Origin of the sequence: Wenjunlia tyrosinilytica (assembly GCF_014646055.1) — a bacterium.
Lineage (GTDB): Bacteria > Actinomycetota > Actinomycetes > Streptomycetales > Streptomycetaceae > Wenjunlia > Wenjunlia tyrosinilytica.
In genome coordinates this window covers 42,793-67,798 of record NZ_BMMS01000016.1, presented here as the reverse complement: position 1 = coordinate 67,798, position 25,006 = coordinate 42,793, and the positions used below count along the sequence as shown (strand labels likewise).

The 25,006-nt window shown below is 73.1% G+C and carries 21 protein-coding genes; 10 read left to right on the top strand and 11 right to left on the bottom strand.

The annotated features are described in order from the left end of the window. Positions 1 to 41 precede the first annotated feature (41 nt). Positions 42 to 923, bottom strand: a complete 882-nt coding sequence (locus IEY86_RS19190; protein WP_189132980.1) for an SDR family oxidoreductase — start codon at positions 921 to 923, stop codon at positions 42 to 44. 208 nt (positions 924 to 1,131) lie between these two features. Between IEY86_RS19190 and IEY86_RS19185 the strand changes: the two genes are divergently transcribed. From IEY86_RS19185 to IEY86_RS19175, 3 genes are read left to right on the top strand one after another with little or no spacing between them, the layout of a single operon-like run. After that, positions 1,132 to 1,737: a PaaI family thioesterase gene (locus tag IEY86_RS19185; protein ID WP_189132979.1), complete on the top strand. Its 606-nt coding sequence runs from the start codon at positions 1,132 to 1,134 to the stop codon at positions 1,735 to 1,737. Further along, a complete protein-coding gene (gene dut, locus IEY86_RS19180) occupies positions 1,734 to 2,270 on the top strand; it encodes a dUTP diphosphatase (RefSeq protein ID WP_189132978.1) in 537 nt (178 codons plus the stop codon). Before IEY86_RS19185 ends, dut begins: the two co-directional genes overlap by 4 nt. 1 nt (position 2,271) lies before the next feature. Next, positions 2,272 to 3,039 (top strand): DUF3710 domain-containing protein, encoded by a 768-nt coding sequence (locus IEY86_RS19175; RefSeq protein ID WP_229698571.1) that lies wholly within the window; start codon positions 2,272 to 2,274, stop codon positions 3,037 to 3,039. 297 nt (positions 3,040 to 3,336) lie between these two features. On the opposite strand, the gene IEY86_RS19170 is transcribed toward IEY86_RS19175, so the two are convergent. The 6 genes from IEY86_RS19170 to ybiA form a co-directional block, all read right to left on the bottom strand. Beyond that, on the bottom strand, positions 3,337 to 6,669 hold the full coding sequence (locus IEY86_RS19170; RefSeq protein WP_189132976.1) for an SAV_2336 N-terminal domain-related protein: 3,333 nt from the start codon (positions 6,667 to 6,669) through the stop codon (positions 3,337 to 3,339). Positions 6,670 to 6,671: 2 nt separating this feature from the next. After that, complete coding sequence (locus IEY86_RS19165) at positions 6,672 to 7,622, bottom strand: AAA family ATPase (RefSeq protein ID WP_189132975.1); 951 nt, start codon at positions 7,620 to 7,622, stop codon at positions 6,672 to 6,674. After that, positions 7,619 to 9,814 (bottom strand): VMAP-C domain-containing protein, encoded by a 2,196-nt coding sequence (locus IEY86_RS19160; RefSeq protein ID WP_189132974.1) that lies wholly within the window; start codon positions 9,812 to 9,814, stop codon positions 7,619 to 7,621. Before IEY86_RS19160 ends, IEY86_RS19165 begins: the two co-directional genes overlap by 4 nt. 3 nt (positions 9,815 to 9,817) lie before the next feature. Further along, the gene (locus tag IEY86_RS19155) at positions 9,818 to 10,240 is read right to left on the bottom strand and encodes a CU044_2847 family protein (protein WP_189132973.1); all 423 of its coding nucleotides are present in this window, start codon (positions 10,238 to 10,240) and stop codon (positions 9,818 to 9,820) included. A gap of 195 nt (positions 10,241 to 10,435) precedes the next feature. Continuing rightward, positions 10,436 to 10,954, bottom strand: a complete 519-nt coding sequence (locus IEY86_RS19150; RefSeq protein WP_189132972.1) for a GNAT family N-acetyltransferase — start codon at positions 10,952 to 10,954, stop codon at positions 10,436 to 10,438. 132 nt (positions 10,955 to 11,086) lie between these two features. Further along, entirely contained in the window at positions 11,087 to 11,674 is a 588-nt protein-coding gene (gene ybiA, locus IEY86_RS19145) for a riboflavin biosynthesis intermediates N-glycosidase (protein ID WP_189132971.1), read from the bottom strand. A gap of 388 nt (positions 11,675 to 12,062) precedes the next feature. On the opposite strand from ybiA, the gene IEY86_RS19140 reads away from it, so the two are divergent. Next, positions 12,063 to 13,085 carry an isopenicillin N synthase family dioxygenase gene (locus tag IEY86_RS19140; protein ID WP_189132970.1) on the top strand — a complete coding sequence of 341 codons (1,023 nt, stop codon included), beginning with the start codon at positions 12,063 to 12,065 and terminating at the stop codon, positions 13,083 to 13,085. Positions 13,086 to 13,372: 287 nt separating this feature from the next. Beyond that, complete coding sequence (locus tag IEY86_RS19135) at positions 13,373 to 14,149, top strand: SAM-dependent methyltransferase (protein WP_189132969.1); 777 nt, start codon at positions 13,373 to 13,375, stop codon at positions 14,147 to 14,149. Between the two features lie 72 nt (positions 14,150 to 14,221). Here the strand turns inward: IEY86_RS19135 and IEY86_RS19130 are convergent, their stop codons facing one another. Both IEY86_RS19130 and IEY86_RS19125 read right to left on the bottom strand, forming a co-directional pair. After that, the gene (locus tag IEY86_RS19130; RefSeq protein WP_189132968.1) at positions 14,222 to 15,139 is read right to left on the bottom strand and encodes a TauD/TfdA dioxygenase family protein; all 918 of its coding nucleotides are present in this window, start codon (positions 15,137 to 15,139) and stop codon (positions 14,222 to 14,224) included. After that, positions 15,136 to 16,479 (bottom strand): ROK family transcriptional regulator, encoded by a 1,344-nt coding sequence (locus tag IEY86_RS19125; protein WP_189132967.1) that lies wholly within the window; start codon positions 16,477 to 16,479, stop codon positions 15,136 to 15,138. The genes IEY86_RS19130 and IEY86_RS19125 overlap by 4 nt, the downstream gene beginning before the upstream one ends. A gap of 1,087 nt (positions 16,480 to 17,566) precedes the next feature. On the opposite strand from IEY86_RS19125, the gene IEY86_RS19120 reads away from it, so the two are divergent. The 4 genes from IEY86_RS19120 (at position 17,567) to IEY86_RS19105 (ending at position 22,089) form a co-directional block, all read left to right on the top strand. After that, entirely contained in the window at positions 17,567 to 20,113 is a 2,547-nt protein-coding gene (locus IEY86_RS19120) for a DUF4118 domain-containing protein (protein ID WP_189132966.1), read from the top strand. Further along, a complete protein-coding gene (locus IEY86_RS19115; protein ID WP_189132965.1) occupies positions 20,110 to 20,790 on the top strand; it encodes a response regulator in 681 nt (226 codons plus the stop codon). Before IEY86_RS19120 ends, IEY86_RS19115 begins: the two co-directional genes overlap by 4 nt. A 94-nt stretch (positions 20,791 to 20,884) precedes the next feature. After that, the gene (locus IEY86_RS19110; protein ID WP_189132964.1) at positions 20,885 to 21,283 is read left to right on the top strand and encodes an OB-fold nucleic acid binding domain-containing protein; all 399 of its coding nucleotides are present in this window, start codon (positions 20,885 to 20,887) and stop codon (positions 21,281 to 21,283) included. A 2-nt stretch (positions 21,284 to 21,285) separates the two neighbouring features. Next, a complete protein-coding gene (locus tag IEY86_RS19105) occupies positions 21,286 to 22,089 on the top strand; it encodes a DUF3159 domain-containing protein (protein ID WP_229698570.1) in 804 nt (267 codons plus the stop codon). Positions 22,090 to 22,219: 130 nt separating this feature from the next. Here IEY86_RS19105 and IEY86_RS19100 read toward each other — a convergent pair whose 3' ends face one another. Together IEY86_RS19100 and IEY86_RS19095 are read right to left on the bottom strand one after the other, a co-directional pair. Then, positions 22,220 to 22,897, bottom strand: coding sequence for a potassium channel family protein (locus tag IEY86_RS19100; protein ID WP_189132963.1), 678 nt, complete (start codon positions 22,895 to 22,897; stop codon positions 22,220 to 22,222). Next, positions 22,897 to 23,562: a potassium channel family protein gene (locus IEY86_RS19095; RefSeq protein WP_189132962.1), complete on the bottom strand. Its 666-nt coding sequence runs from the start codon at positions 23,560 to 23,562 to the stop codon at positions 22,897 to 22,899. Before IEY86_RS19095 ends, IEY86_RS19100 begins: the two co-directional genes overlap by 1 nt. Before the next feature lie 215 nt (positions 23,563 to 23,777). On the opposite strand from IEY86_RS19095, the gene IEY86_RS19090 reads away from it, so the two are divergent. Then, on the top strand, positions 23,778 to 24,956 hold the full coding sequence (locus IEY86_RS19090) for a carboxylate-amine ligase (protein WP_229698569.1): 1,179 nt from the start codon (positions 23,778 to 23,780) through the stop codon (positions 24,954 to 24,956). Positions 24,957 to 25,006: the final 50 nt, after the last annotated feature.

The window sequence follows — 25,006 nt, the reverse complement described above, 5'->3', positions numbered from 1 at the left end:
TCCGCGGTCGGCCCGCCGCTCGGCCGCGCCCCCCGCACCGCTCACCGGCCGCGCAGGCGCTCCAGCATCCGCGCCACGTGCGGCGGGGGAGTGCGCAGACCCGTCGCCACGGACTTCGCCCAGTCCGTGGCCGCCGTCGGCGCCAGCGCCTCGAAGAGGACGTGCCCCCGGGCGTCATTGCCCACCAGGTAGCGCGGCTGCGGCCGCCGTGCCCGCAGGGCCCGCAGCACCGTCTTCGCCACGGGGCGCGGGGACGGCATGTCCTTCACCCCGCGCAGCATCTCGTGGGCGCTGTCGTACTGGTCCTGATAGGCGGACTGCTGCCGCTCGGGCAGCAGCTCGAGGCCGCGTTCCCAGATCTGCGTGCCGTACGAGCCGGGCTCGATCAGCGACACCCGGATCCCGAACGGCGCGACCTCCATCCGCAGCGCGTCGGACATCGCCGCCAGCCCCTGCTTGCTCGCGCAGTACCAGCCCAGGAAGGGCAGAGGGACACGGCCCGAGACCGACGAGATGTTGATGATCCGGCCGCTGCGCCGCTGCCGCATCCGGGGCAGCACCAGGCGGGCGATCCGCGCTGGTGCGACGAGGTTGGTCTCGAGCTGGCGGCGCACCTGCTCGTCGTCCACATCCTCCACCGCGCCCGGCTGGGCCATCCCGGCGTTGTTCACCACCGCCCAGGGGCCGCCGTCGGTCAGCTCCGCGACGTGGGTGAAGGCGCAGACCGTCGAGGTCGCGTCGGTGACGTCCAGCAGGACCGTGCGCACCCCGGCACCGATCCGCTCGGCCTTGTCCCTCAGCGACCGGGCCTTCTCCTCCGTGCGGGCCGTGCCGATCACGTCGAATCCCGCGCTCGCCAGCTCCAGCGCTGTGGCCAGGCCGATGCCGCTACTGGCACCCGTGACGACGACGGTCTTGGTCATGGAACGCTCCGGAGCGTGAGTGCGGTCGGGATCTCGGTCGGGTTCACGGGCAGAGACCTCGGCCTCGGTCACGGGCAGGGATCTCGGAAAAGCGGCCGGGGCGGAGCCGGGCGCCTGGTGCCGGACGTCTGAATAGGGGCAACGGACGCGGGACGCGAAAAGATCCTGCCGCCACCCCCGGCAGCCACCGACGGTAGTGTCAGCAGGTGTGAGTGGACCAACAGCATCCAGCGTTTCCGGGCGGGCGTCCCTGGTGCCGCCGCCGGACGCCCGACCACCGGTGCGTCACCCCGACGCGCCTGAGCCCGGCACCCTCCTCGGCGCGCACTACGACCAGTGCTTCGGCTGCGGACATGAACAGCCGCACGGACTGCGCCTCGACGCGACCGCGGGCGAGGGCGTCAGCATCACCGCCGAGTTCACGGTGCAGCCCGCCCACCAGGGCGCGCCGGGCCTGGCCCACGGCGGGGTCCTCGCCACCGCGCTGGACGAGACCCTGGGTTCGCTGTGCTGGCTCCTGCAGACCATCGCCGTGACCGGCCGCCTCGAGACGGACTTCGTCCGCCCGGTGCCGGTGGGCACGGTGCTGCACCTGTCCGCCCGCTGCACCGCCGTGCACGGCCGCAAGATCTTCTCCTCGGCCGTCGGCCGGATCGGCTCCCCCGACGGCCCCGTGGCCGTCCGCGCTGACGCGCTGTTCATCGAGGTGCCGGTCGCGCACTTCACCGACAACGGCCGTGACGAGGACATCAAGGCCGTCATGGAGAACCCCGACCGCATGAAGGTCACCCGCGCCTTCGAGGTGAACCCGTGACCCGTGTCCCCGTCGACGTGCTCGTCCGGCGTCTGGAGCCGGACCTGCCGCTGCCGTCCTACGAGCACCCCGGCGACGCCGGCCTCGACCTGCTCACCGCCGAGGGCGCGACCCTCGCCCCGGGGGAGCGGGCGGTGCTGCGCACCGGTATCGCCATCGCGCTGCCGGACGGCTACGCGGCGTTCGTTCACCCCCGGTCCGGGCTCGCCGCCCGCTGCGGCGTCTCCCTGGGGAATGCGCCTGGAACGGTGGATGCCGGGTACCGTGGTGAGATCAAGGTGATCGTGGTCAACCTGGACCCGCGAGAGCGGGTGGTCTTCCAGCGGGGAGACCGGATCGCCCAGCTGGTCGTCCAGCAGGTCGAGAAGGTGCGCTTCCACGAGGTGGCGCAACTGCCGGGGTCGGCCAGGGCCGAGGGTGGCTTCGGTTCGACCGGTGGCCATGCGGGCTTGAGCGCCGGCAGCGGCGCGGGTGGCGGCCGGACGGGCGGGAATGGATACTCTTCGGTCGTTGCAGACCGGGAAGGACAGTGACGTGTTCCGTCGCCGCCGCAAGGACAGCGAAGACGCTGCCGAGCTCAATGGCAAGATCGGCCAGGAGGAGTCGGCCGACGACTCGGAGGAGTCGGCAGACACCGAGACGGGCCGAGTGAACCTTCCGCCCGCGCCGCGGCCCGAGGGCCCGTGGGACGCGAGCGAGGTCAAGGACCCCGCCGAGGGCCGGGTCGACCTCGGTGGACTGTTCGTGCCCGGTGTCGAGGGCATGGAGCTGCGCGTCGAGGTCGCGGGCGACGCCATCGTGGCCGCCACGGTAGTGCTGCAGAACAGCGCCATCCAGCTGCAGGGCTTCGCCGCCCCCCGTTCCGAGGGCATCTGGAGCGAGGTCAGGGACGAGATCGCCTCCGGCATCACCCAGCAGGGCGGCATCATCGACGAGGTCGAGGGCCCCCTCGGCTGGGAGCTGCGGGCCCAGGTGCCCGTGCAGCTGCCGGACGGCACCAACGGGGTGCAGCTCGTGCGCTTCGTCGGAGTCGACGGACCGCGCTGGTTCCTGCGCGGTGTCATCTCCGGTCAGGGCGCGGCCCAGCCGCAGAGCGCCGGGGTGCTGGAGCAGATCTTCCGTGACACCGTCGTGCTGCGCGGTGACGCCCCGATGGCACCGCGCGACCCGATCGTGCTGAAGCTGCCCGAGGACGCGCAGATGGTGCCCGAGGGCGTGGCGCAGGACGAGGGCGACTCGCGCTTCGGCGCCGACGGTCTCGACCCACTGCGCCGCGGTCCGGAGATCACCGAGGTCCGCTAGGGCACACGGACAGGGCACACGGAGGTCCCCGGTCACCTGAGACGGTTTCCGGAGACGTTCCTCCCAGAAGGTCTTCCCAGAAGGTCTTCCCAGACGTCGTTGCGCCCGTGGGCGCCCCGTTCGAGGGCGCCCACGGGCGTTTCCCGCCCGGCTTGCCCTCGGCTGTCCGGCCGCCTGCGGCGCCTTCTCTCCGCCTGTCCCTCTGGCTGTCTCTCTCTGCCTTCGGCCGCTTTTCTGCCTTCGGCCGGCTTTTCTGCCTTCGGCCGGTTTTCGCCTACGGCGCGTGCCCGCCTCCGCTCAGATGGCGCCGCCCACCGGCCCCGCCGTGACATTGGCGAGCAGGCGGTACTCCAGCAGGGTGTCCTTGGCGAGGCGGGCGCTGTCGAGCTCGCCGCCGTCGGCGAGCCTGCGGTCGTGGGGGAGGAAGTGCACGCTGCGGCACCGCTGGCGCAGCCGTGCCTCCGCCCCCCAGACCGAGACCGGGCGGTCGTGGCCCTGCTTGATCGCCACGACCGCGTTGCGGCCCAGCCCGTCGCCGCCTTCGGCCGCCAGCCGGAGAGTGGCCCGTTCCACCTGCTGGAGGCCATGGGCGCTCTGGTCGGCCACGAGGAGCACCTGAGTGGTCGTCTCCACGGCGCCTCGGCGCATCAGCGCGGCGTACTCGCCCCCGCCCGGCTCCACCAGCACCGTCCCGTACTGCTCGGCGGCGGCCTCGCAGACCTGCCGGTAGCCGTCGGCGGCGAGCTGGGCGGAGGCCCTGGGGGAGTAGGTCAGGACGTCGAGCCCGGAGCGGTGCCTCGACACGAACGCCCGCGCTCCGGCGAAGTCGAGGCGGTGGGCGCGCCGGGGGCCGTCCGCGGAGTAGCGCATCCGGTTGTCCAGCGCCGTGACGGCCGAGGCCCCGTTGATCACCAGCACCTCGCCGTCTCCCCGCTCGGCGAGCAGTATGCCCAGCAGCGCCGTGGTGCTTCCGCGCTCCTGCCTGCTGGAGAAGTCGATGACGGTGATGTGGCGGGCCGGTCGGCGTGTGCTCGCCTCGGGGCGGGCCGGGGCGGCCTTTCCACGCTCGGGCGGCAGGCGCAGAGCGAAGGCGTCCGCGACGGCCCGGGCGGTCGGCCGAAGGGCAGGGTCGGGATCGACGCAGCGCCGCAGGAGCGACTCGAGATCGGCGTCCAGGGGCTGCGCCAGCCGGTTCCGTGACGCCATGAGGAGCGTCGCGCCGAGGGAGTACACATCGCTCGCCTCGGTGTGCGTGCCGGGGTCCGCCACCTCCGGGGCCCGGTACGGCCCGCCGCCCAGGACCGCCTGCCCGCCGTCCCTGTCCTCGCCGTCGATCAGCGCCGCCATCCAGCCCACGACGGTCACCTGGTCCTCGGTCACCAGGACCGTGTCCGGGCTCAGCGCCCGGTGCACCATCCGCTCCCGGTGGCAGACGCTCACCGCCTCGGCCAGCTGATGGCCGAACCGCGTGAAGGAGTGCTTGGGCCAGCGCCAGTCGGGCACCCGGTCCAGGGCCCGCAGGGTGGGCGCGGGCGACCCGGCGCGGGTCCTGACCAGCCGGGTGGCCAGCCAGGGCGGTGCGCCGTGCGAGTCCGCGTCCATGAGCCGCGGTGCGTGCCGGCCCGCCATCCGCCGCAGCGCCCGCTGCTCGGTCGACAGCATCGCCCAGGCGGCGGAGTATCCGCGGGCGCGGGCGAGCTTGACCAGCACACGTGCCGAGCCGGGCGTCACAGCGCTGAACGACAGCGCGTTCGCTCCCGCGTCGTTGCGGGCCACCAGCCCGTACCGGCCGACGGAGGGCGGGTCCGATCCGCGCAGGGGCTGCCAGGAGGTGGCGGCGCCGCGCAGCACCCGCGGGGACATCAAAGGGGAGTCGGCGTCGTCGGCCTCCTCCGCCGACGTCGGCTCCGGCTTCTCGGGCGTTATTCCCAGATGGGCCAGCAGAGGCGCTCCGACCCAGGCGAACGGGCGGGCCGCCGGGTCGAGTTCCCTGGTGCCGTCGGGGTGGGCGAGCCATGCCGGGAAGTCGGGGGAGCGGCCCACCAGCCGGGTCAGCCGGTCCGCGATCGCCCGCCCGGTGCTCAGCAGCTCCGCCGCGGGTACGGCGTCGAGCAGGACGGCCCGCGCCGACTCGTCGAAGTCGAAGCTGCGGTGCTGGGGCGGCAGTTCATGGCCGTCGTGGTCGCTGCGGCGCATCAGTCCGCCGAGGAAGACCTCCGCCAGGTGCGCGGTCTGCGCCCGCCACGGCACCGAGAGCTGAACCAGGCGCATCACGGGCACCGAGACCGGGGCGACGGCGGCGAGATGGGAGGCCAGCCGGTACGCCTCGGGGGAGGCCACGTCACGGAAGCGGAGCACGGGATCGGCCGCCCCGGACCCGCCTGCCCCGCACGGGCCCGCCCCGGACGCGCCCGCCTCGGGCAAACGTGGTGCCGACGCGTCCGCGGAGGGCGCGCACGGCACGGGCACGGGCGGTGCTGAAACGCCCGGCGCTTGGGCGCTGATCCGCCCCGCGGAGGCGGGCGGCGCCAGCAGGGGCAGCATGGCGCTGTCCCCCTCGGAGGCCACCAGCCGCGCCCAGGAGGCCACGGCGGACGGCTCGGGCTCCAGCACGGGAACGGGGACACCCTCGAACATCGCCAGCTCCGGCGGAAGCACCGGATCGGCCACCTGCCAGGTGTCGTTCGCCGAACCGGCCTGGCGCACCGTCACCTGCCAGTCCTCGGCGCGGATGCCGGAGCCGGGCCACATCCTCAGCGGCAGCGCGTGCACCACGGCCGTCGGCCCGCACCCGGCCCAGCGCTCCAGCGCCGAGTGCATCCTGCCGTCCCGCCACATCGCCCCGACGCCGTCGCTGACCACGAGCACCAGGGTGTGCCCCGACGGGTCGGCCGCGGTCGCCGCATCCAGCATCGCCTCCTCCCCGCCGAACGGCCGGGCCGACAGCCTCGGGCGTCCCGGGCCTCGGCTGCACAGCCCGTACACCCGCACATTGCGGAAGGCCCCCAGCCGCTCCAGCAGGGCCCGCAGCTCCGCGCACAGCCGCCGCCACAAGAGCATCGAGACACCGTCGTCGACGACCAGGGCCAGATCGAGCCAGCGCTCCCGGCCAGGGCGCAGCACCACGTCCGGCAGACCGGTCTCCGCCATGGCCGAGGCGGTGGCATCCTCGTCGATCTCGTCCTGTCGGGCACCGGCCCGGTGCTGCTTGAGCGCCCGCAGCGCCCGTCCGAGCCCCAGCTCGGCGGTGAGCGCCTTCTCCTCCGGCACCCGCAGCGCGAGGGCGGAGCGGGAGGTGGCGCCGCGCGGTCCGGGGCGGTGGTCCCCGGCGGCCGCGTGGAGGGCCGAGGCGGAGCCGCCCTCGACCCGTGACGTCCGCGCGGTCCCGCCCGAGCCGGGGGAGTCGGCCCGCTCGGGGTCGGTGGCCCCCTGTCCCGTGTCGCCGCCCGTAGCGGCGCCCTGCCGAGCGGCCTCGCCCCCGGTGGGAGCGGCTACGGGCCCCAGGGCATGCGCCAGGGGAGCCGCCGCGCCCTCGGGCAGCCGCGACGCCAGCCACAGCGCGTCCACCAACTCGTGCGCCGACAGCTCCACTCCGCAGTCGCGCAGGACGCGGACCAGCCGCTGCGGCATCGTCAGACCGTTCCGCCCAGCCGGTGGAGCACGGCCTCCAGCAGCCCCTCGGCGTTCATGTCGACCCCGTTCATGCGCAGGAACACCGCGTTGAGGAGCTGGTCGGTGGCCAGTTCGCCCGGAGCGCGGCGGTTGAGGAAGGCCTGGATCAGCCCGTCCACCGCGGCCATCGAGCTGTCGCCCAGGTGCGCCGAGACGATGTCGCGCAACTGGCGCTCGTCCGGGTCGGGCAGGTCCAGGCGGATGCAGCGGCGCAGGAACGCGGGAGGGAAGTCCCGTTCGCCGTTGCTGGTGATGACCACCACCGGGAACTCCCGGCAGTCCACTCTCCCGCGGTGCACCAGCGCCTCTTCACCCGGATCGGCGGTCAGCACCGACACCTGGGACTGCTCCTCGGGCAGCCGGGCCAGCTCCGGAATCTCGAACTCGCCCTCCTCGAAGACCGTCAGCAGGTCGTTGGGCAGGTCCACATCGCCCTTGTCGAGTTCGTCGACCAGCAGTACCCGGGGCCTCCCGGTGCCCGCCAGCGCCGTGCCCAGCGGGCCGAGGCGAACATAGCTGCCGATGCCGGGCTCCTGTTCCCCGTTGCCGCGGTGGAGGTTGGCCTCGCGCAGCCGCCCGATCGCGTCGTACCGGTAGAGCGCGTCCTGGAGGGTGGAGCGGCTGTTGACCGGCCAGCGCAGGACCCGGCCCAGCGTCAGCTCGTGCGCCACGGCGTGCGCCAGCGAGGACTTGCCGGTCCCCGGGTGCCCCGTCACCAGCAGGGGACGGCGCAGGTGCAGGGCGGCGTTGACGACGTCGGCGTGCCGCCGCTCGATCAGGTAGGGGCGCTCCCACGGCCCCGATCGGCCCTCGCCGGAGGAGAAGCTGCGCCACGGGGGCGCCTCGGGGAACTCCACCCGCCGGGCGGCGCCGTCGCCCCGGAAGAGCCGCCAGTCGCCGGTGCCCGTCATCGTGTCTCCGTTCGTTGCCTGCTGTCGGGGTCGGCCAGCCACAGCTCGCCGGGCAGTGACTGCGCGGCGTCCTCCCACACCAGTGCGGGTCTGGCCTGGTGCGAGCGCGGCGCCGAGTATGCCTTGACACGGAAGAAGCGGACCCGTTCGGGCAGCCCGTCCGGCGGTCCGGTCGGGCTCACCGGGTCCAGCAGGTCCGCCTGCTCGTGCCCATCGGCCTCGCGGTCCCACAGCACCACGGGCACACCCATCGCCAGGCACACCTCGAGCAGCTTGCCGCGGTGCTCCCGGGGCCCGTGCAGCACCACATGGCCGCAGTCCCGGCACTCGGTCTTCAACTCCGCGATGACCTGGCGGGCATCGGAGAACCGCTGGTCCACCACCAGCGGGGCGGAGCGGCCGCGCTCCGCCCAGCGCCGGGTCAGATCCGCCTCTCCCGTGCGTGACCTGCGGCGCAGCTCCGGGCAGCGCAGCACGACATGCCAGTCCTCACCCAGCACCTCGGGCATGATCGCGTCGGAGTCGGCGCTGTCCCACTCGTCCACGGGCAGTTGCAGACCCGAGCGGTCCACGACGAACGCCACCGACGGCACACCGCTCGCCCCGCTGCCGCTCTGGACGCCCTCCTCGACGTCGCGCACCAGGCGGGCGATCTCCTGGGGCGGCCGGGGGCGGTCCTCGCCGATCGAGACCCGTGCCGCCGAGCCGTCCGGGCGGCCCTGCCACACCGTGCAGCGGTAGGTGTCCTCGGGATCCCCGAAGCGGGTCGACAGCTCCACCACCACCCGTGACCGCTGCCGTGCGCCCGCCTGTTCGGCCCAGGCGACGGCGTCGGAACGGCGCTCCGCCAGCGCGGAGCGGTGGATCCCCAGCCTGACCGCCACGTCCTGGCACCACTGGCGCAGCTCCTCGCGCACCGGCTCGCCCAGACCCGCGGCCAGATACTCGACCACCCTCAGCAGAGCGGGCACCCGGGCCGTGCCGTAAGGGACGGGGGTGCTGTCGCCGGTGAACTGCTCCAGCGAGGCCACCGCCTCCTCGACCCGGACCGGGGGCAGTTGCGGCAGACGCAGCGCGGAGGGCAGCTCCACGTAGGGCAGCGCGCCGCGCACGGCCCGCGGCAGTGAGCCGGAGTCCTGCTCGGCCAGGCTCACCAGCCGGGTCAGCAGCCGGTTGTGCTCGGTGTGCGAGAGCAGGTGCGAGGGGGCGAGCAGGCGGCCCACGGCCAGGAGTTGGTCCAGCGCCTCCCGCGCGCGGGCGTCCCCGAGCGCCGGGACCAGCGACTCGGCGAGGGTCGGCAGCGCCCGGTCCACCTCCACGAGCACATCGGCCAGTTCCTCCAGGGTCGGGGCCGAGCTGTCGTCCGGGGCCCGCAGCCCGCACCTGGCGGCGAGCGCGCGGGCCCGGTCGGCGCGCAGGGAAGGGTCGCCGAGCAGAGCGGTGAGCGCCCCGAGCAGCCGGTGCCGCAACCCCTCGTCCACCGCGGGCGCGGGCCGCCTCGAGGACAGCAGATGGGCGGCACCCGCCCGCTCCAGCTCGTGGCGCACGGCCTGCAGCGCGATGCCCCAGCTGCGCCGGACGACATGCCGCGGAGTGAACGCTCCCGCCGGAGCCGTGGCCTGCCCGGCGACGAGCCCCACGACGGCGCCGTCCCGCTCGGACCACAGCGGGCCCCCGCTGTAGCCGGGGCCGATGGCCGCTCCCGACAACTGCCCGTCCAGGTAGCCGATGCGCCCGTCGCACGAGCCCACCCGGGCCTGGGCGTAGGTGAAGCGCTGCCCGCCGCCGTACCACGCGCGCACCTGCTGGCCGTCCGCCATCTCCAGCCATGGAACGGGGCGCACGGCCGGGGGAGGGTCGCTCTCGAGCTCCAGCAGCGCGACATCGCCGCTCCACTCCATCGCGCCCTCGTCACCGCCCGGAGGGACCCACAGGATCAGCCGGGCGGGGTGCCTGGTGCCCGTGCCGCTGCCCGGAAAGGTGACCTTCACGGTGACCTCGCCGGGGTGGACCTGATGGAACATCCCCTGGCCGAGCGCGTCGTTGACGACATGGGCGCAGGTCAGCAGGGTCCGCCCGGACAGGTAGACCCCGGCGCCCGCGGTACGGCTGCCGTCCTGGTGGACCACCCCGACCAGCGCCGCACGTGCGCCGTCATCACCGCTGTCGCCGACCCGCCCGAACCAGACCATCGCTCAGCGCGCCCCCGAAGCGGTGGCGCCATCGTGCGCCGGTAGCTGCCATGTGGCCGAGACCGTCAGGCTGGCCTGGCCGTTCGTACCCACGATGCCCAGTTTGAGGTCCTGCCCGATCTGCACGCCGAACGAGACATTCATCTCCTGGGGCCGGTCCGGGGTCGCCGCCACGGCGTCGTGGACCTCCTGGAGCAAGGGGCCGAGGGGGCGCAGGACGGCGCGCAGGGTGTCCAGTGCGACGGCCGGCGCGCCGGAGCCGCGGGCCACCGGTGCCACCCCCGCGAACCCGTCGGGAAGGTCGTCGGGAAGGTCGTCGGAACCGCCGGGCACCGTGGTCGGGACGACGGGGGCGTCCCCCACCGGCGCCAACTCGAGGCGGACGGAGGTCTCGTCGGCAAGAAGGATCTCGGCGAAGTGCGGCACGTCACCATTCTGCCGATCAACTCGCCTCCGATCAGCGGCTTTTCCGGTCAGCACCACCCCTGTGAGGCATCGCACTCCTTGATCGAACAGGCAGCCTTACCGCTGTGAAGTGCGGTGAGACGGGCGTGCGCCCGGCGCGCCCGGCGTGCATCCATGAGCTTCCATCGGGCTCGCGTGTCCGCCCGGCGCCACCGCTCATGGCGTCTGCCGGCCGTACGTCGGCGCCTCCTGGCCGTACATCAGCGTGGTGCGGCCCAGGAGTTGGATCTCCCCGAGCAGGTGATGGCCGATGCGCTCGGCGACGGCGATCGAGGCCCGGTTGGCCGGGTGGATCAACGAGCACAGATCCGCGGCCCCCAGCTCGTTGAACGCGAAGTCCCGGGAGGCCAGCCCAAGCTCGGTGGCGTACCCCCTGCCCCACGACTGCCGCTCCAGCACCCAGCCGACCTCGAGACCTGGCCAGCCCTGCGGCCGCCACAGGCCGCCGCGCCCGACCAGCCGTCCGGTGGACTTCTCCACGACGGCCGAGACGGAGTAGCCGCGCAGATCCTGATGGCCCAGAAAGAGCGCCATGGCCCGCCATGCCTCGTCCCGGTCGGCGGGACCGCCGAGGTACCGCATCACCTCGGCGTCGGCGCACATCCGGGCGAAGGAGTCCAGGTCCTCCTCGCGGAAGCGCCGCAGCTTGAGTCTCGGTGTCTCGATCAAGGTCACCCGGGCAGTCTGCCACCGCGTCGGCGGCAGCCGCGGTCACGACGCCGCGAAGTCACGGCGCCGTGAACGGCGGCATGCCCGTGAACCGCGGGCCGCCCGCGACGAAGCGCATGCACCAGCGCACGCCGCCCGTCATTCCCCGGCGGCGGCCAGACGTGCCCTGGCCTCCATGAGGGCGAAGCCCAGCAGATTGAGCCCCCGCCAGCGCTGCGGATCACTCGCCCTCTCGTCGTCCGCCGCCAGCCCGATCCCCCATATGCGGTCCACGGGACTGGCCTCGACCAGTACCCGGGGAGCGGTCCCGAGCAGAAAGGCCCTCAGCTCCGGACGCGCGGCGAACTTCGCCTCGCTGCCCCGCACCACCAGCTCGTACCGGTGGGCGCGCCAGGTCTGCTCGTCGAAGCCGCGGACGGATCTGCCCTCGCTCTTCGCCGCCCCCGGATGCGGAGCCTCCAGGACGCGCCCCAGTGCCTCCTCGTCCCTGAACAGGCGCGCCTTGCCCGCCATCATCCAGTGCTCCGCCGTGGCGTACCTCGTCCCTTCCACCTCGAACGGCGACGGCCACCACTGGCTCAGGCACCCGGGCCCGACACTGCCGTCCCGCTGCGGACGATGACCCCAGAACAGGAGGTACTCCAGCCCGGGGTCCCCGGCCACCGCGGCGGTCAGCTCGGCGACGGAACGGGGCTCGGGCAGCTGATCCACTACTTTCCGTGACATGCGACCGAGTGTGGCACCCACCACTGACAGCGGCCACGGGTTTGCGCCGCGGACCGCCGACCCACCCGCCCCACCCGCCCCGGGGCCACCGCGGGGCCACCGTCCGGCCGCCCCCCGGGGCCCGAATGCTGGCCCATTCGCACCCATGACCTACGATTTCCCGCGTGACCATGCTCGTCAGCCGCCGCCACGTGGACTTCGTCCGCGTCACGAGCATGTCCTGTCTCCGCATCGGCTGATTCTCCCCCTTTCGCCCGTTTCCGGGCCAGGCATACCCTCGCCATCCATCCGGCCACCGCGGCTGCCGCCTCACCCTGCGCGACCGCGGGCCGTCCAGCCACCGCTGGACCGGACCGGTTCCTCAAGCTGTGGAGGCTGTGGAAACCCCATGACCAATGAGCTCCCCCTCATCGACCTGGCAGCGGCCACCGGTGATCCCGAAGCCCGTGCCCGTCTGCGTGACTCGCTGCATTCCGCCGCCCGCGATGTCGGCTTCTTCCACCTCGTCGGCCACGGCGTCCGCGCCGCCGAGACCGACGCGCTCATGCGGGCCGTCCGGGCCTTCTTCGCCCTTCCCGAGGCCGAGCGCTTCGCCATCAGCAATCTGAACTCACCGCACTTCCGCGGCTACACCCGCGTCGGCGACGAGCGCACGGGCGGCAGCCAGGACTGGCGCGACCAGCTCGACATAGGCGCCGAGCGCGCCGCTCGAGTCCCCGGCCCCGACGAACCCGGATACTGGTGGCTGGAGGGTCCCAACCAGTGGCCGGCCTCCCTGCCCGAGCTGCGCACCGCCGCCCTCGGCTGGGTCGACCGGCTGAGCGCGGTGGCCCGTAGGCTTCTGCGGGAGCTGCTGGCCGCGATCGGCGCGCCGCGGACCTTCTACGACGGTGCGTTCGCCGAGCGCCCCCATCTGCACCTGAAGCTGGTCCGGTACCCGGGCAGCGCCCCCGACGGCGCCGGACAGGGCGTGGGCGCCCACAAGGACTACGGCTTCCTGACCCTGCTCCTCCAGGACGGGGTCGGCGGCCTCCAGGTCGAGACACGGGACGGCTCGTTCCTCGATGTGCCGCCGATGCCGGGGGCGTTCGTGGTGAATCTGGGCGAACTGCTGGAGGTTGCCACCAGGGGCTACCTCAAGGCGACCAACCACCGGGTCGTGAGCCCGCCCGGCAGCCGGGAGCGCTTCTCCGTGCCGTTCTTCTACAACCCCCGGCTCGACGCCCGTATCGAGCCCGTGCCCTTCCCGCACGCCCACCTCGCTCCCGGTGTCACCGAGGACCCGGCCAACCCGCTGTTCGCCGAGTACGGGCGCAACGAGATCAAGGGCTGGGTCCGCGCGCACCCCGCGGTGGCCCGCCGCCACCACGCCGAGCTGATCGACACGGGGCTGGCGGCCGCCTCGGGCTGAGCGCGACGGGGCCGAGCGCGACAGGGGCCCGAGCGCGACGCGGGGGGAGCGCGGGGCGGGCCGAGCCGGAAGCGCGCCGGGCTCGACGGCGGGCGGCTCCCTGCCCCAGGGGCCGCCCGCCGTCGCACTGTCCACGGGCGGCACCGCTCGCGCGGCGCCAATGACGAGTCGAAACCGATTCTTGCTGTGCATAGGCGTTCAGATGTGCAACGCTCCTGCTCAACATGGCGGTCCGTCACATAAGCTGACCTACCGTAAGGAATCGAGGGGTTCCGGGGGGCTCATCAGTGATCGACCACACAAGGCCGAACATCGCGCGTGTCTACGACGCCATCCTCGGAGGGAAGGACAACTACGCGGCGGACCGGGCCGTGGCCGCGCAGACGCAGCGGATCGTTCCAGAGATCCGCGATGTCGCCCGCGACAACCGGGCGATGCTCGGCCGCGCCGTGCGCTACATGGTGAAGGCGGGCATCCGCCAGTTAGTCGACCTGGGCTCCGGCCTGCCCACCGCGCAGAACACCCATGAGGTCGCCCAGAGCGTCGCCTCCGACACCCGGGTGGTCTACGTCGACAACGACCCGGTGGTCTCGGCCCACGGCCGGGCCCTGCTCGCGGAGAACGACCGGACAACGGTGGTCACCGCGGACCTGCGCCGGCCCAAGGCGGTGCTGGACCACCCCGATCTGCGGGCCGCCATCGACTTCGACCGGCCCGTGGGAATGATGCTCGTGAGCGTGATCCACTACCTCAACGACAACGAGGACCCCACGGGGATCGTGCGCGCGTACACGAACGCCCTCGCGCCGGGCAGCCATCTGTTCCTCACCCACTTCTGCGCCGGGACACCCGAGGCACTGGCCCTGGAACAGGCACTGCTGTCGGGCCTGGGCACCGGGCGCTTCCGCTCGACCAAGCAGATAGCGGCGTACTTCGACGGGCTGGACCTCGTGCCGCCCGGTGTGGTCCACCTGCCCCAGTGGCGCCCGGAAGGCGGAGTGCGCCGCCCCCTGACGATCGCCCAGCGCCTGATGGTCGGCGGCCTCGCCCGCAAACCCGCCTGAGCCGGACACCGCGGGGGTGCCCGGCCCAGTCGGTACTCGCCGGCTGCTCGCGCGCGGGCGCTCGAACAGCGTTCAGGACGCCAGCGCCGTGTTGTAGTGCGTGTCGTCGCCCGTGATCGAGCGGCTTCGCTCTCCTGTCACCGACACCGGGACGTCCCCGGCCAGCGTGATGCGCTGCACGCGCCGCGGGTCGGTGCCGTAGTCGGCGATCGCGTAGTGCTGGGTCGCCCGGTTGTCCCAGAAGACCAAATCTCCCGGTGCCCACTGCCAGCGCACCGTGTTCTCCAGCCGGGTGACGTGGTTCTGCAGGATGCGCAGCAGGTCACGCGAGTCCTCACCGGTCCAGCCGACGAAGCGGCGAACGAATCCGCCCAGGACCAGGACCCGTTCGCCGGTCTCCGGGTGGACCCGCACCACGGGGTGCTCGGTGACGTACTCGGTCGAGGTGAAGACCTCGCGGTGCCGCCTGGCGTCCTCGGTGTCGTCCCCGGGCTTGGCGTCGGCGACGTAGTCGTAGGCGTTGGAGTGCACCGCCCACAGGCGGTCGGCGAGTTCGCGCAGCTCCGGCGGCAGGCTCTGGTAGGCGCGGGCGGTGTCGGCCCATACGGTGTCACCGCCCGCGGGAGGGATGGTGACGGCACGCAGCAGGGAGCCGAGCGGCGGGTGCTGGACGAAGGTGACGTCGGTGTGCCAGTGGTTGGCCCGCCCGGTCGTGCGGCCGTAGTCCAGGTCCAGGACGGCCGGGGCACCCTCCAGGGCGGGGACGGTGGGGTGCGCGGTGGTCGGGGTGCCGAAGCGCCGGGCGAACGCCTCCTGGGAGTCGGCGTCCAGGTTCTGGCCGCGGAAGAAGACGACCTTGTGCTCCAGCAGGGCCGCGCGGATGGCGGCGATCACGGAGTCGTCCAGGTCGGAGGCGAGGTCCACGCCGTCGATGCGGGCGCCGATGTTTCCGGCGACCTTGGAGACGGTGAGGGACAGGGCGGTGGTCATGGCAGGGCTCCTTGGGGGAGTTGGGATGGTGAGGAAAGCGGTGGACCGAGGTGCGAATCGAGTGGTGGGTCGAGCGGTGCAGCGGGGGGTGGAGCGGGCAGCGAATCGGGTTGTGAGTTGGGTTGTGAGCTGGGCTGTGGGTTGAGCGGTGAATCGAGCAGGGTCAGCGGGCGCTGGTAGAGATCGGCGAGGACGACGGCTCCGGCCGCGACGCCCAGGACATCCGTCCCGAAGCTCGACGGCACGACCACCTCCTCCGGGTCGTCGCACACGTGCGAGTGGGCACGGACCTCCTCGTGCACCTCGGGCAGGTAGTGCGGCGAGAGGATCAGGCTCTGGTCGGTGAGGACCAGCACCTCCGGATTGACCACGTCCAGCAGGAGGGCCACGGCGCGGCCGGTGAGCCGGGCGCGACGGCGAAGAAGGGCGTCGGCACGCCGGTCGCCGCTTGCCGCCGCGTCCAGGAGATCGTTGAAGTCCGGTGCGGGAACGATCCCCAGGTCGGCCGCCCGGTTGGCGGCAGCGGCCTCCGAGACCGCGGCCTGGAAACAGCCGGTGCGCCCGCAGGGACATCGCACCGACGCCTCGCCCAGGGGCAGATGCGCGACATCGCCCGCGCCCGCACGGGGACCGTGGTGGACAGTGCCGCCCGTGGCCAGTGCGGCATCGACCACATTGCCCACGAACAGATGGACGAGGCTGCGCCGTGCCCTCGGGTCGCCGAAGAGGACTTCGGCGTGGGCGAGTGCGCGGGAGTGGCTGTCCACATGGACCGGCAGCCCGGCGGCACCCAGCAACTCCCGCACCGGGACGCCGTTCCACCCCAGCGGCACATGCTCGACGACGACGCCCCGGCCGGGATCGACCCAGCCGCCCACGGCGACCCCGAGAGCCAGCGCCCGCCGACTGCCCAGGTGCTCCTCGAGGAAGCCGGGGAGCCGTTCCGTGGCCTGCCCCAGCACGAACGGGGGATCGCGCCGCTCGCGTTCGAGCACTTCCTGCGCGAGCACCCGCCCGCGCAGATCGACCAGGACCAGGCGCGTGCCCGGTACGGCGAGGTGCACCCCGGCGACGACCGGGCCGTCGCCGTCCGCGGCGGCGGCCACGTCGATGGGCACCTGGGGGCGGCCGACGCGTGTGCTCGTCATGGGCGGCAGTTCCCGTACCAGGCCCAGACGGGCGAGTTCGGCGTACTGCCGGGTTACCGAGGCCGGGCTGAGGCCGGTGAGCCGGGCGACCTCGCTGCGCGAGACCGGTCCGTTGTCGAGGACGGCCCGCAGGACGGCCGCGGTGTTCGCCTGACGGCGCCCGTCGCCGACGGGTCCGATGCGGTGGAGCATGAGATGTCCTCCCGTGGGGGCCGGACTTCGGGGCGGGACGTGCTTTTCTCACGGTGAGCAACTAATGCGGGGCGGCCTGCGCGCTGGGCGGCGTGCCCGCCGCCCCGCCCTTGCCCGAGCCCCCGGTCGGAGCCGGGGGCCGGACCGAGCGGATCCAACGCCGAGCCGCCGCCCCCGGCGCGGCGCGCATGTCCGGGGACTCCGGTCGGAGCCGGACAACTGTCGCGGTGGACCGAACGGCCGCCCGGTCGAGCGGTGCATCCGCTGCCCCCGGCTGCGACGCGTGCATCCGGGGACGTCGGTCGGCCCGAGGGGCCGGGATCGAGCGTCCCGCCCGGCCGAGCCGTCCCGGGCGTGGCGCGTGTGTCCGGGGACTCCGGTCGGAGCCGGACAACTGTCGCGGTGGACCGAACGGCCGCCCGGTCGAGCGTCGCGTCGGGCCGAGCGGTGCAGCCGCTGCCGCGGCGTGCCTCGCGCCTTCGGGGACTCCGGTGGGAGCCGGAATCGTCCTGTGGACCGAACGGCCGACCGGTCGAGCCTCCATCCCCGCCCCAGCGGTGCAGCCGCTGCCCCCGGCGCTGCACGCGCGTCCGGGACTGCGGTCGGCCGAGGAATCGAGCGCCCGCCTGGCCGAGCGGCCGGCGGCCGAGGCGCTGTCGCCGCGCCCCGTGCGCATCCGAGAACCCGGTTGGGCGGGCCGGAGCGAACGGTCGACTGGATCCGGCGTCCGGCGGGGCCGGACGGCCCCCGGCTCAGGCCGCCGCGCGGCGCCCGCGGGCACACAGCGCGGCGGCCACACGACACAGGTCGATATGGCGGCGGGAGCAGAGCGCTGCGGTGGGCATGGATCCATCCTGGCAACGCGGCGCGGGCCGATCCATGCACGGCGTATTGCACGGTCGTGACAACTGCGCGAAGCGCCAACGCCCCGCCAACGGGTGGGCCGAGGCGTGGGCCGAGGCGTCGGCCAACGCGTCAAGGCCGCGCCAAGACAGCGGCGGAACGGCTCCTGCATCCGTTATGTCCGAAGTAGGAGTCGTAAGGTCTGACCTGCGAACACGCGATACGGCAGAAGAGAATGGGACCCATGGCCCGCGGCAAGCTGCGCATCTACCTCGGATCAGCGCCCGGCGTCGGAAAGACCTACGCCATGCTCTCCGAGGCGCACCGCCGTGCCGAGCGGGGGACCGATCTCGTGGTGGGCTTCGTGGAGCACCACGACCGCGCCCGCACCCAGGCCCTGCTGGACGGCCTGGAGACCGTGCGGCGACGCACGCTGGAGTACCGGGGCGCCGCGTTCACCGAGATGGACGTGGACGCCGTGCTCTCCCGTCGGCCCGCCGTGGCCCTCGTGGACGAGTTGGCCCACACCAACGTCCCCGGCTCCCGCAACACCAAGCGCTGGCAGGACATCGACGAACTCCTCGACGCGGGGATCGACGTCATATCGACCGTCAACATCCAGCACCTGGAGTCGCTCGGCGACGTCGTGGAGTCCATCACCGGGGTTCGCCAGCCGGAGACCGTCCCTGACGAGGTGGTCCGCCGCGCCGACCAGATCGAGCTCATGGACATGTCCCCCCAGGCGCTGCGCCGCCGGATGGCCCACGGCAACATCTACGCCCCCGACGAGGTCGACGCCGCCCTGTCGAACTACTTCCGCCCGGGCAATCTCACCGCCCTGCGCGAGCTGGCCCTGCTGTGGACCGCCGACCGCGTGGACGAGTACCTCCAGGAGTACCGCGCCGAGCACGACATCTCCTCCACCTGGCAGGCGAGGGAGCGGATCGTCGTCGGCCTGACCGGAGGGCCGGAGGGCCGCACTCTCATCCGCCGTGCCGCCCGGATCGCGGCCAAGGGCTCCGGCAGCGAGCTCCTGGCCGTCTACATCGCCCGCAGCGACGGCCTGACCGGGGCGTCTCCCAAGGAGCTCGCCGTCCAGCGGGCACTGGTGGAGGACCTCGGCGGAACGTTCCACTCGGTGATCGGCGAGGACGTCCCCAGGGCCCTGCTGGAGTTCGCCAAAGGGGTCAACGCCACCCAGATCGTCCTCGGCAGCAGCCGCCGCTCCCCCTGGCAGTACATGCTCGGCGGGCCCGGGGTCGGGGCGACCGTGGCCCGTGAGTCGGGCGACGTGGACGTGCACATCGTCACCCACGAGCACGCCGCCAAGGGACGCGGCCTGCCCATCGGGCGCGGTGCCCGGCTGGGCCGCTCCCGGGTGGTCGCGGGCGGGCTGACCGGGGTCGCCGGCCCCGCCCTGCTCACCCTGCTGCTGACGCACACCGACAGCGGCCTCGCCACCGACATGCTGCTCTTCCTCACCTGCACGGTGGCGGCGGCGCTGCTCGGCGGCCTCTTCCCCGCCCTGGCAGCCGCGGTCATCGGCTCCCTGCTGCTGAACTACTACTTCACCCCGCCGACCCACACCTTCACGATCTCCCAGTTCGAGAATGTGCTGGCGCTCGGCATCTTCATCCTGGTGGCGGCGGCGGTGGCCTCCGTCGTCGACGTCGCCGCCCGAAGGACCCAGCAGGCCGCCCGGCTGCGCGCCGAGGCCGAGACGCTGGGCTTCCTCGCCGGAAGCGTCCTGCGCGGCGAGACGGCGCTGCCCGCCCTCCTGGAACGGGTCCGCGAGACGTTCGCCATGGAGTCCGTGGCCCTGCTGGAGCGGGAGAGCGACCTCGCGCCCTGGTCGTGCGTCGGCAGTGTCGGCCGTGATCCGGTGCGCCGCCCCGACGACGCCGATGTGGACGTCCCCGTCGGGGACCGCCTGGCGCTCGCCCTCAGGGGCCGGGTGCTGCCCGCCGAGGACCGGAGGGTGCTCGGGGCGTTCGCGACGCAGGCCGCCGTCGTCCTGGACCGCCAGCGCCTGGTCGGCGAGGCTGAGCGGGCCCGCGAGCTCGCCGAGGGCAACCGCATCCGCACCGCCCTGCTCGCCGCCGTCTCCCACGACCTGCGCACCCCGCTGGCGAGCATCAAGGCCGCTGTCTCCTCCCTGCGCTCCGACGATGTCGCCTGGTCGCCCGAGGACGAGGCCGAACTGCTCGCCGGGATCGAGGAGGGCGCGGACCGCCTCGACCACCTCGTCGGCAACCTCCTCGACATGAGCCGCCTGCAGACGGGGACCGTCACCCCGCTGGTGCGCGAGGTGGACCTGGACGAGGTCGTCCCGGTGGCGCTGGGCGGGGTCCCGGACGGCAGCGTGGTCCTCGACATCCCCGAGTCCCTGCCCATGGTGGCCGCCGACCCCGGACTGCTGGAGCGCAGCGTCGCCAACGTCGTGGAGAACGCCGTCAAGTACAGCCCCGACGGCGAGCCCGTGCTCCTGTCGGGCAGCGCCCTCGGGGACCGGGTGGAGCTGCGGGTGGTCGATCAGGGCCCGGGTGTCCCCGACGCGGCCAAGGACGGGATCTTCGAACCCTTCCAGCGCTACGGCGACGTCCCGCGCGGCAGCGGGGTCGGCCTGGGGCTCGCGGTGGCGCGCGGCTTCGCCGAAGCCATGGGCGGAACGCTCGTCGCGGAGGACACTCCCGGCGGAGGCCTGACCATGGTGCTGACGCTCAGGGCCGCCGCCTTCGGCAGCCTCACGCCCTCGGGTGCCCCGGCCCCCCGTGGAAAGGACTCGATATGACGCGGGTGCTCGTGGTGGACGACGAGCCGCAGATCGTGCGGGCGCTGGTGATCAACCTCAGGGCGAGGAAGTACGAGGTCGACGCGGCCCACGACGGCGCCGCCGCGCTCCGGCTCGCCGCGGCCCGCCATCCCGACGCGGTCGTGCTCGACCTGGGCCTGCCGGACATGGACGGGGTCGAGGTGATCCGGCGGCTGCGCGGCTGGACGAGGGTGCCGATCATCGTGCTGTCCGCCCGCCAGACCTCCGACGAGAAGGTCGAGGCCCTCGACGCCGGCGCCGACGACTACGTCACCAAGCCCTTCGGCATGGACGAGCTCCTCGCCCGGCTGCGGGCCGCCGTGCGCCGGGCCGCGCCATCGACCGCCGGGGACACGGTGCTCGTGGAGACCGACGACTTCACCGTCGACCTGGCCGCCAAGAAGGTCAACCGGCACGGCGGCGACGTCCGCCTCACCCCGACCGAGTGGCACCTGCTCGAGGTCCTGGTCCGCAACACCGGGCGCCTGGTCGGTCAGAGGCAACTGCTCCAGGAGGTGTGGGGGCCCTCGTACGGCACCGAGACCAACTACCTTCGGGTGTACATGGCGCAGCTTCGCCGCAAGCTGGAGGCCGACCCCTCCCACCCCCGCCACTTCGTCACCGAGCCGGGCATGGGCTACCGCTTCGAGCCCTGAGTCCCGCGTTTCGGCGCCGCGTCCGAGCGCCGCACCCCGGGGGCCCGATCTGCGAGGTCTCCGATCGGCCGGATCATCCGGGTACCCTTCCCGCATGACTGGTGCCACCGGGAACAAACGTCCTCAGGGGCGCTTGCGCCGCATGCTGGGCAGGCTCGCGTCCACGCAGGAGGAGCTGCAGGCCGAGGAGTTGCAGCAGGACGCGGCCGATGCCGGGTGCACACCGATCGCCACGTGCGGCGACCGGCAGATCGTCACCGTCACCGGTACGCTGCGCACCGTCACCCTGCGTCCGCGCGCGGGCGTGCCCGCCCTCGAGGCGGAGCTGTTCGACGGTTCCGCCGCCCTCGACGTGGTGTGGCTCGGCCGCCGCGCCATCGCCGGTATAGAACCTGGCCGCAAGCTCATCGCATCGGGCCGGGTCTCCATGAACCGGGGACGTCCGGTGCTGTTCAATCCCAAGTACGAGCTGCGACCGGTCGGTCAGGAGTGAGCATGGCAGACGCCCCCGAGGACACCACCGCGATGGATCATCACGTGGACGAGGCGCTCGGGCGCCCCCTCGACGGGATGGTCCGCCGGACCGCGGATGAGGCCGCGCAGCCCACGGAGGAGGAGCGCCGGGCGGCCCACGAGGAGGCCAACCGCGAGGCCGCGGCCACGCTGATCAAGGCCTTCGGCGGCGTTCGCGGCATGGTCGACACCACCTTGCCGGGGCTGGTCTTCGTCGTCGTCTTCACCATCACGCACAAGGTCGCCCCGGCCGCGTGGTCGGCGTTCGGCCTCACCGCGGCGTTCGCCCTCGTCCGCCTGCTCCGCCGCGAGACGCTCCAGCACGCGCTCAGCGGTGTCTTCGGTGTCGCGATCGGCGCGTTCATCGCCACGAAGTCGGGCAAGGCCGAGAACTTCTACCTGCCGGGGCTGATCTACAGCGTCGGCTACGTGATCGCCTTCATCGTCTCCGCGGTGGTGCGCTGGCCGCTGATCGGCGTGCTGCTCGGCCCGATCCTCGGCGAGAACCTCACGTGGAAGAGGAACAACCCGGGCCGGTACAAGGCCTATCTGAAGGCCACCTGGGTCTGGGCGGGGATCATGGCGATCAAGCCGCTGATCCTCTTCCCCGTCTACTTCACCCATGATGTGACCCTGCTGGGCTGGCTGAAGGTGGCGCTGGGCATCCCGCCGTTCCTGCTCGCGGTCTACCTCACCTGGTTGATCCTCGCCAAGGCGCCACCGCCCGTGAAGGTCGTCCTCGACGACGAGGACGGGCGGCGCGACACCGCCGGGAAGAATCTCTAGCGGCAGTCTCCACAACGCGAGGGTCCCCACAACGCGAGGGTCCCGGGAGCACCGCTCCCGGGACCCTCGCGCGTGTACTGGCCTGTACTGGCCCCGTACTGGGCGTGTACCGGCCCGCGTACGGGCCGGGTCAGTCGCGCACGTCCTCGCGCTGCACCGACAGCAGGTCCTCCAACTGCTCCTCACGCGCCTGGGCGGCCACGAACAGCAGCTCGTCACCGGCCTCCAGGGCGTCGTCCTTGCTCGGTGTGAGCACCCGGCGGCCGCGGATGATCGTCACCAGCGAGGTGTCCTCGGGCCAGCTGACATCCCCCACACGTGTGCCGACGAGGGCGGCGTCCGGCGGGAGGGTGAGCTCCACGAGGTTGGCGTCACCCTGGCTGAACCGCAGCAGCCGCACCAGGTCGCCTACGCTCACGGCCTCCTCGACCAGCGCCGACATCAGACGCGGTGTGGACACGGCCACATCCACGCCCCAGGCCTCGTTGAACAGCCACTCGTTCTTCGGGTTGTTCACCCGCGCCACGACCCTGGGGACCCCGTACTCGGTCTTCGCCAGGAGCGAGACCACGAGGTTGACCTTGTCGTCGCCGGTCGCGGCGATCACCACATTGCAGCGCTGCAGCGCGGCCTCGTCCAGCGAGGTGATCTCGCACGCGTCGGCCAGCAGCCACTCGGCCTGCGGGACCCGCTCCACGGAGATGGCGGAAGGGGCCTTGTCGACGAGAAGCACCTCGTGACCGTTCTCGAGCAGTTCGCCCGCGATGGAGCGGCCCACCGCCCCGGCACCAGCAATAGCGACCCTCATCAGTACTTCTCCTCAGGGCCCTTGGCGAAGACCGCCTCCACCTGCTCGACCTCGTCCGAGCGCATCATCACATGCACCAGGTCGCCCTCCTGGAGGACGGTGGACGACGTCGGCAGGACCGCCTCGCCCAATCGGGTGACGAAGGCGACGCGCACACCCGCCTCCTCCTGGAGCTTGTTCACGCGCTCGCCCACCCACGCCGGGGAGGTGTGCACCTCGGCGAGCTGGACCCCTCCGCTCGGGTCCCGCCACAGCGGCTCCGAGCCGGACGGCAGCAGCCGCCGCAGCATCTGGTCCGCGGTCCACCGCACGGTCGCGACGGTGGGGATGCCCAGGCGCTGGTAGACCTCGGCGCGCCGGGGGTCGTAGATGCGCGCGGCCACGTTCTCGATGCCGAACATCTCGCGGGCGACCCGCGCCGCGATGATGTTGGAGTTGTCGCCGCTGCTGACCGCGGCGAAGGCCCCGGCCTCCTCGATCCCCGCCTCGCGCAGCGTGTCCTGGTCGAAGCCGACACCGGTCACCCGGCGCCCGGTGAACCCGGAGCCGAGCCGCCGGAACGCCGTCGGGTCCTGGTCGATGACGGCGACGGTATGTCCCTGCTGTTCCAGGGTCTGCGCGAGGGCGGAGCCCACCCTGCCGCAGCCCATGATGACGATGTGCATGAGGTCTCTACCTCGCACCTTTCCCTAGTGCTCCGACCTGCGCAGACACCGTTCATCTTCCTTCCGTCGGCAAAGGGCTGACCCTGTGGCGGCGGGGACTTCGTGTCGCCGCCGCCGGTAACGCTACCGGTCCCTCCCGGCGATGCGACCATGGCGTCGTTGACCTTTCCAGTGCACCACGGATGACGGCCGCCCGACGCGAACCGGAGGATGCTGTGGGACAGGCAGAGGGGGACCAGGCAGAGGGGGACACGGACACGGCGGGGCGCACCTTCGGGGTCGAGGAGGAGTTCCTGCTCGTCGCCGCCGACACCGGGCGCCCGGCCGCCGTGGCGCCGCGGGTACTCGCGCGCGCGTCCGCTCAGGGGCCGCCCGCCCCGGGGGCCGCGCGCCAAGCGGAGATGCTCACCACGCAGATCGAGGCCGCCACCGGTATCTGCACCCGCTCGGACGAGCTGCGAGAACACCTGGCCACGGCGCGCGGCGGCCTCGCGGAGGTCGCCGCCGCCGAGGGCGCCAGGCTGCTGTCCGTGGGCATGCCCGTCCTCGAGGGACCGCCACCGCCGACCACGCCCACAGACCGGTACGAGCGCATCTCGGACGTCTACGCCGGGGTCGTCGCCGACTACCAGGCGTGCGGGTGCCATGTGCACGTGGGCGTGCCCGACCGGGAGAGCGCGGTGGCGGTGGTGAACCGGCTGCGCCCCTGGCTGCCCACCCTGCTCGCGATCTCGGTGAACTCGCCGTTCGAGCGGGGACGCGACACCGGCTGCCACAGCTGGCGCATGGTGGCGCAGAGCCGGTTCCCCGGCGGGGGAGTGCCGCCGTGGACGGGCTCGCAGAAGGAGTGGGACGGTCGGCTGGGCGCTCTCGTGGAATGCGGTGTGCTCATGGACGAGCGGATGACGTTCTGGCTCGCGCGCCCGTCCGGCCACCTGCCGACCGTCGAGGTACGCGCGGCCGACGCGGCACTGACCGTCGACGAGGCGGTCCTCCAGGCGCTGCTGACCCGGGCGATGGTGCGCACCGCGCTCGCGGAACACCGGGAGGGGCGGCCGGAGCCGGTGGTGCGGGACGTGATCGCCGACGCGGCGCTCTGGTCGGCGGCCAGGTACGGGCTGGACGGGCCCGGGGTGGACGCGGTCCACGAGCGGCAGGTCCCGGCGGTGTGGCTGGTGAGGGACCTGCTCGCCTGGATCCGGCCCGCGCTGGAGGAGCTGGGCGACCTGGAGGAGGCACGCGCGCTGCTCGGCGCCGTCACCGGGGCAGGCACGGGTGCCCTGCGGCAGCGCACGGCCGCCGCCGGGGGAGGGATCCGGGCGGTCCTGGACCTGCTGGCGGAGTCCACCTCGCCCGGCCAGGCGGGGGAGTGGGGGAGGAAGGCGGGCGCATAACCGGCGCGGTCGAGGGCACACGGACGGATCCGAGCCCTACGAAGTGGAGC

Bases quoted from the DNA above. Each gene is read 5' to 3' on its own strand.
- IEY86_RS19190 (WP_189132980.1), bottom strand. From the start codon at position 923: ATGACCAAGACCGTCGTCGTCACGGGTGCCAGTAGCGGCATCGGCCTG.
- IEY86_RS19170 (WP_189132976.1), bottom strand. From the start codon at position 6,669: ATGCCGCAGCGGCTGGTCCGCGTCCTGCGCGACTGCGGAGTGGAGCTG.
- IEY86_RS19165 (WP_189132975.1), bottom strand. From the start codon at position 7,622: ATGACGGGCACCGGCGACTGGCGGCTCTTCCGGGGCGACGGCGCCGCC.
- IEY86_RS19160 (WP_189132974.1), bottom strand. From the start codon at position 9,814: ATGGTCTGGTTCGGGCGGGTCGGCGACAGCGGTGATGACGGCGCACGT.
- ybiA (WP_189132971.1), bottom strand. From the start codon at position 11,674: ATGTCACGGAAAGTAGTGGATCAGCTGCCCGAGCCCCGTTCCGTCGCC.
- IEY86_RS19140 (WP_189132970.1), top strand. From the start codon at position 12,063: ATGACCAATGAGCTCCCCCTCATCGACCTGGCAGCGGCCACCGGTGAT.
- IEY86_RS19130 (WP_189132968.1), bottom strand. From the start codon at position 15,139: ATGACCACCGCCCTGTCCCTCACCGTCTCCAAGGTCGCCGGAAACATC.
- IEY86_RS19125 (WP_189132967.1), bottom strand. From the start codon at position 16,479: ATGCTCCACCGCATCGGACCCGTCGGCGACGGGCGCCGTCAGGCGAAC.
- IEY86_RS19120 (WP_189132966.1), top strand. From the start codon at position 17,567: ATGGCCCGCGGCAAGCTGCGCATCTACCTCGGATCAGCGCCCGGCGTC.
- IEY86_RS19115 (WP_189132965.1), top strand. From the start codon at position 20,110: ATGACGCGGGTGCTCGTGGTGGACGACGAGCCGCAGATCGTGCGGGCG.
- IEY86_RS19110 (WP_189132964.1), top strand. From the start codon at position 20,885: ATGACTGGTGCCACCGGGAACAAACGTCCTCAGGGGCGCTTGCGCCGC.
- IEY86_RS19105 (WP_229698570.1), top strand. From the start codon at position 21,286: ATGGCAGACGCCCCCGAGGACACCACCGCGATGGATCATCACGTGGAC.
- IEY86_RS19100 (WP_189132963.1), bottom strand. From the start codon at position 22,897: ATGAGGGTCGCTATTGCTGGTGCCGGGGCGGTGGGCCGCTCCATCGCG.
- IEY86_RS19095 (WP_189132962.1), bottom strand. From the start codon at position 23,562: ATGCACATCGTCATCATGGGCTGCGGCAGGGTGGGCTCCGCCCTCGCG.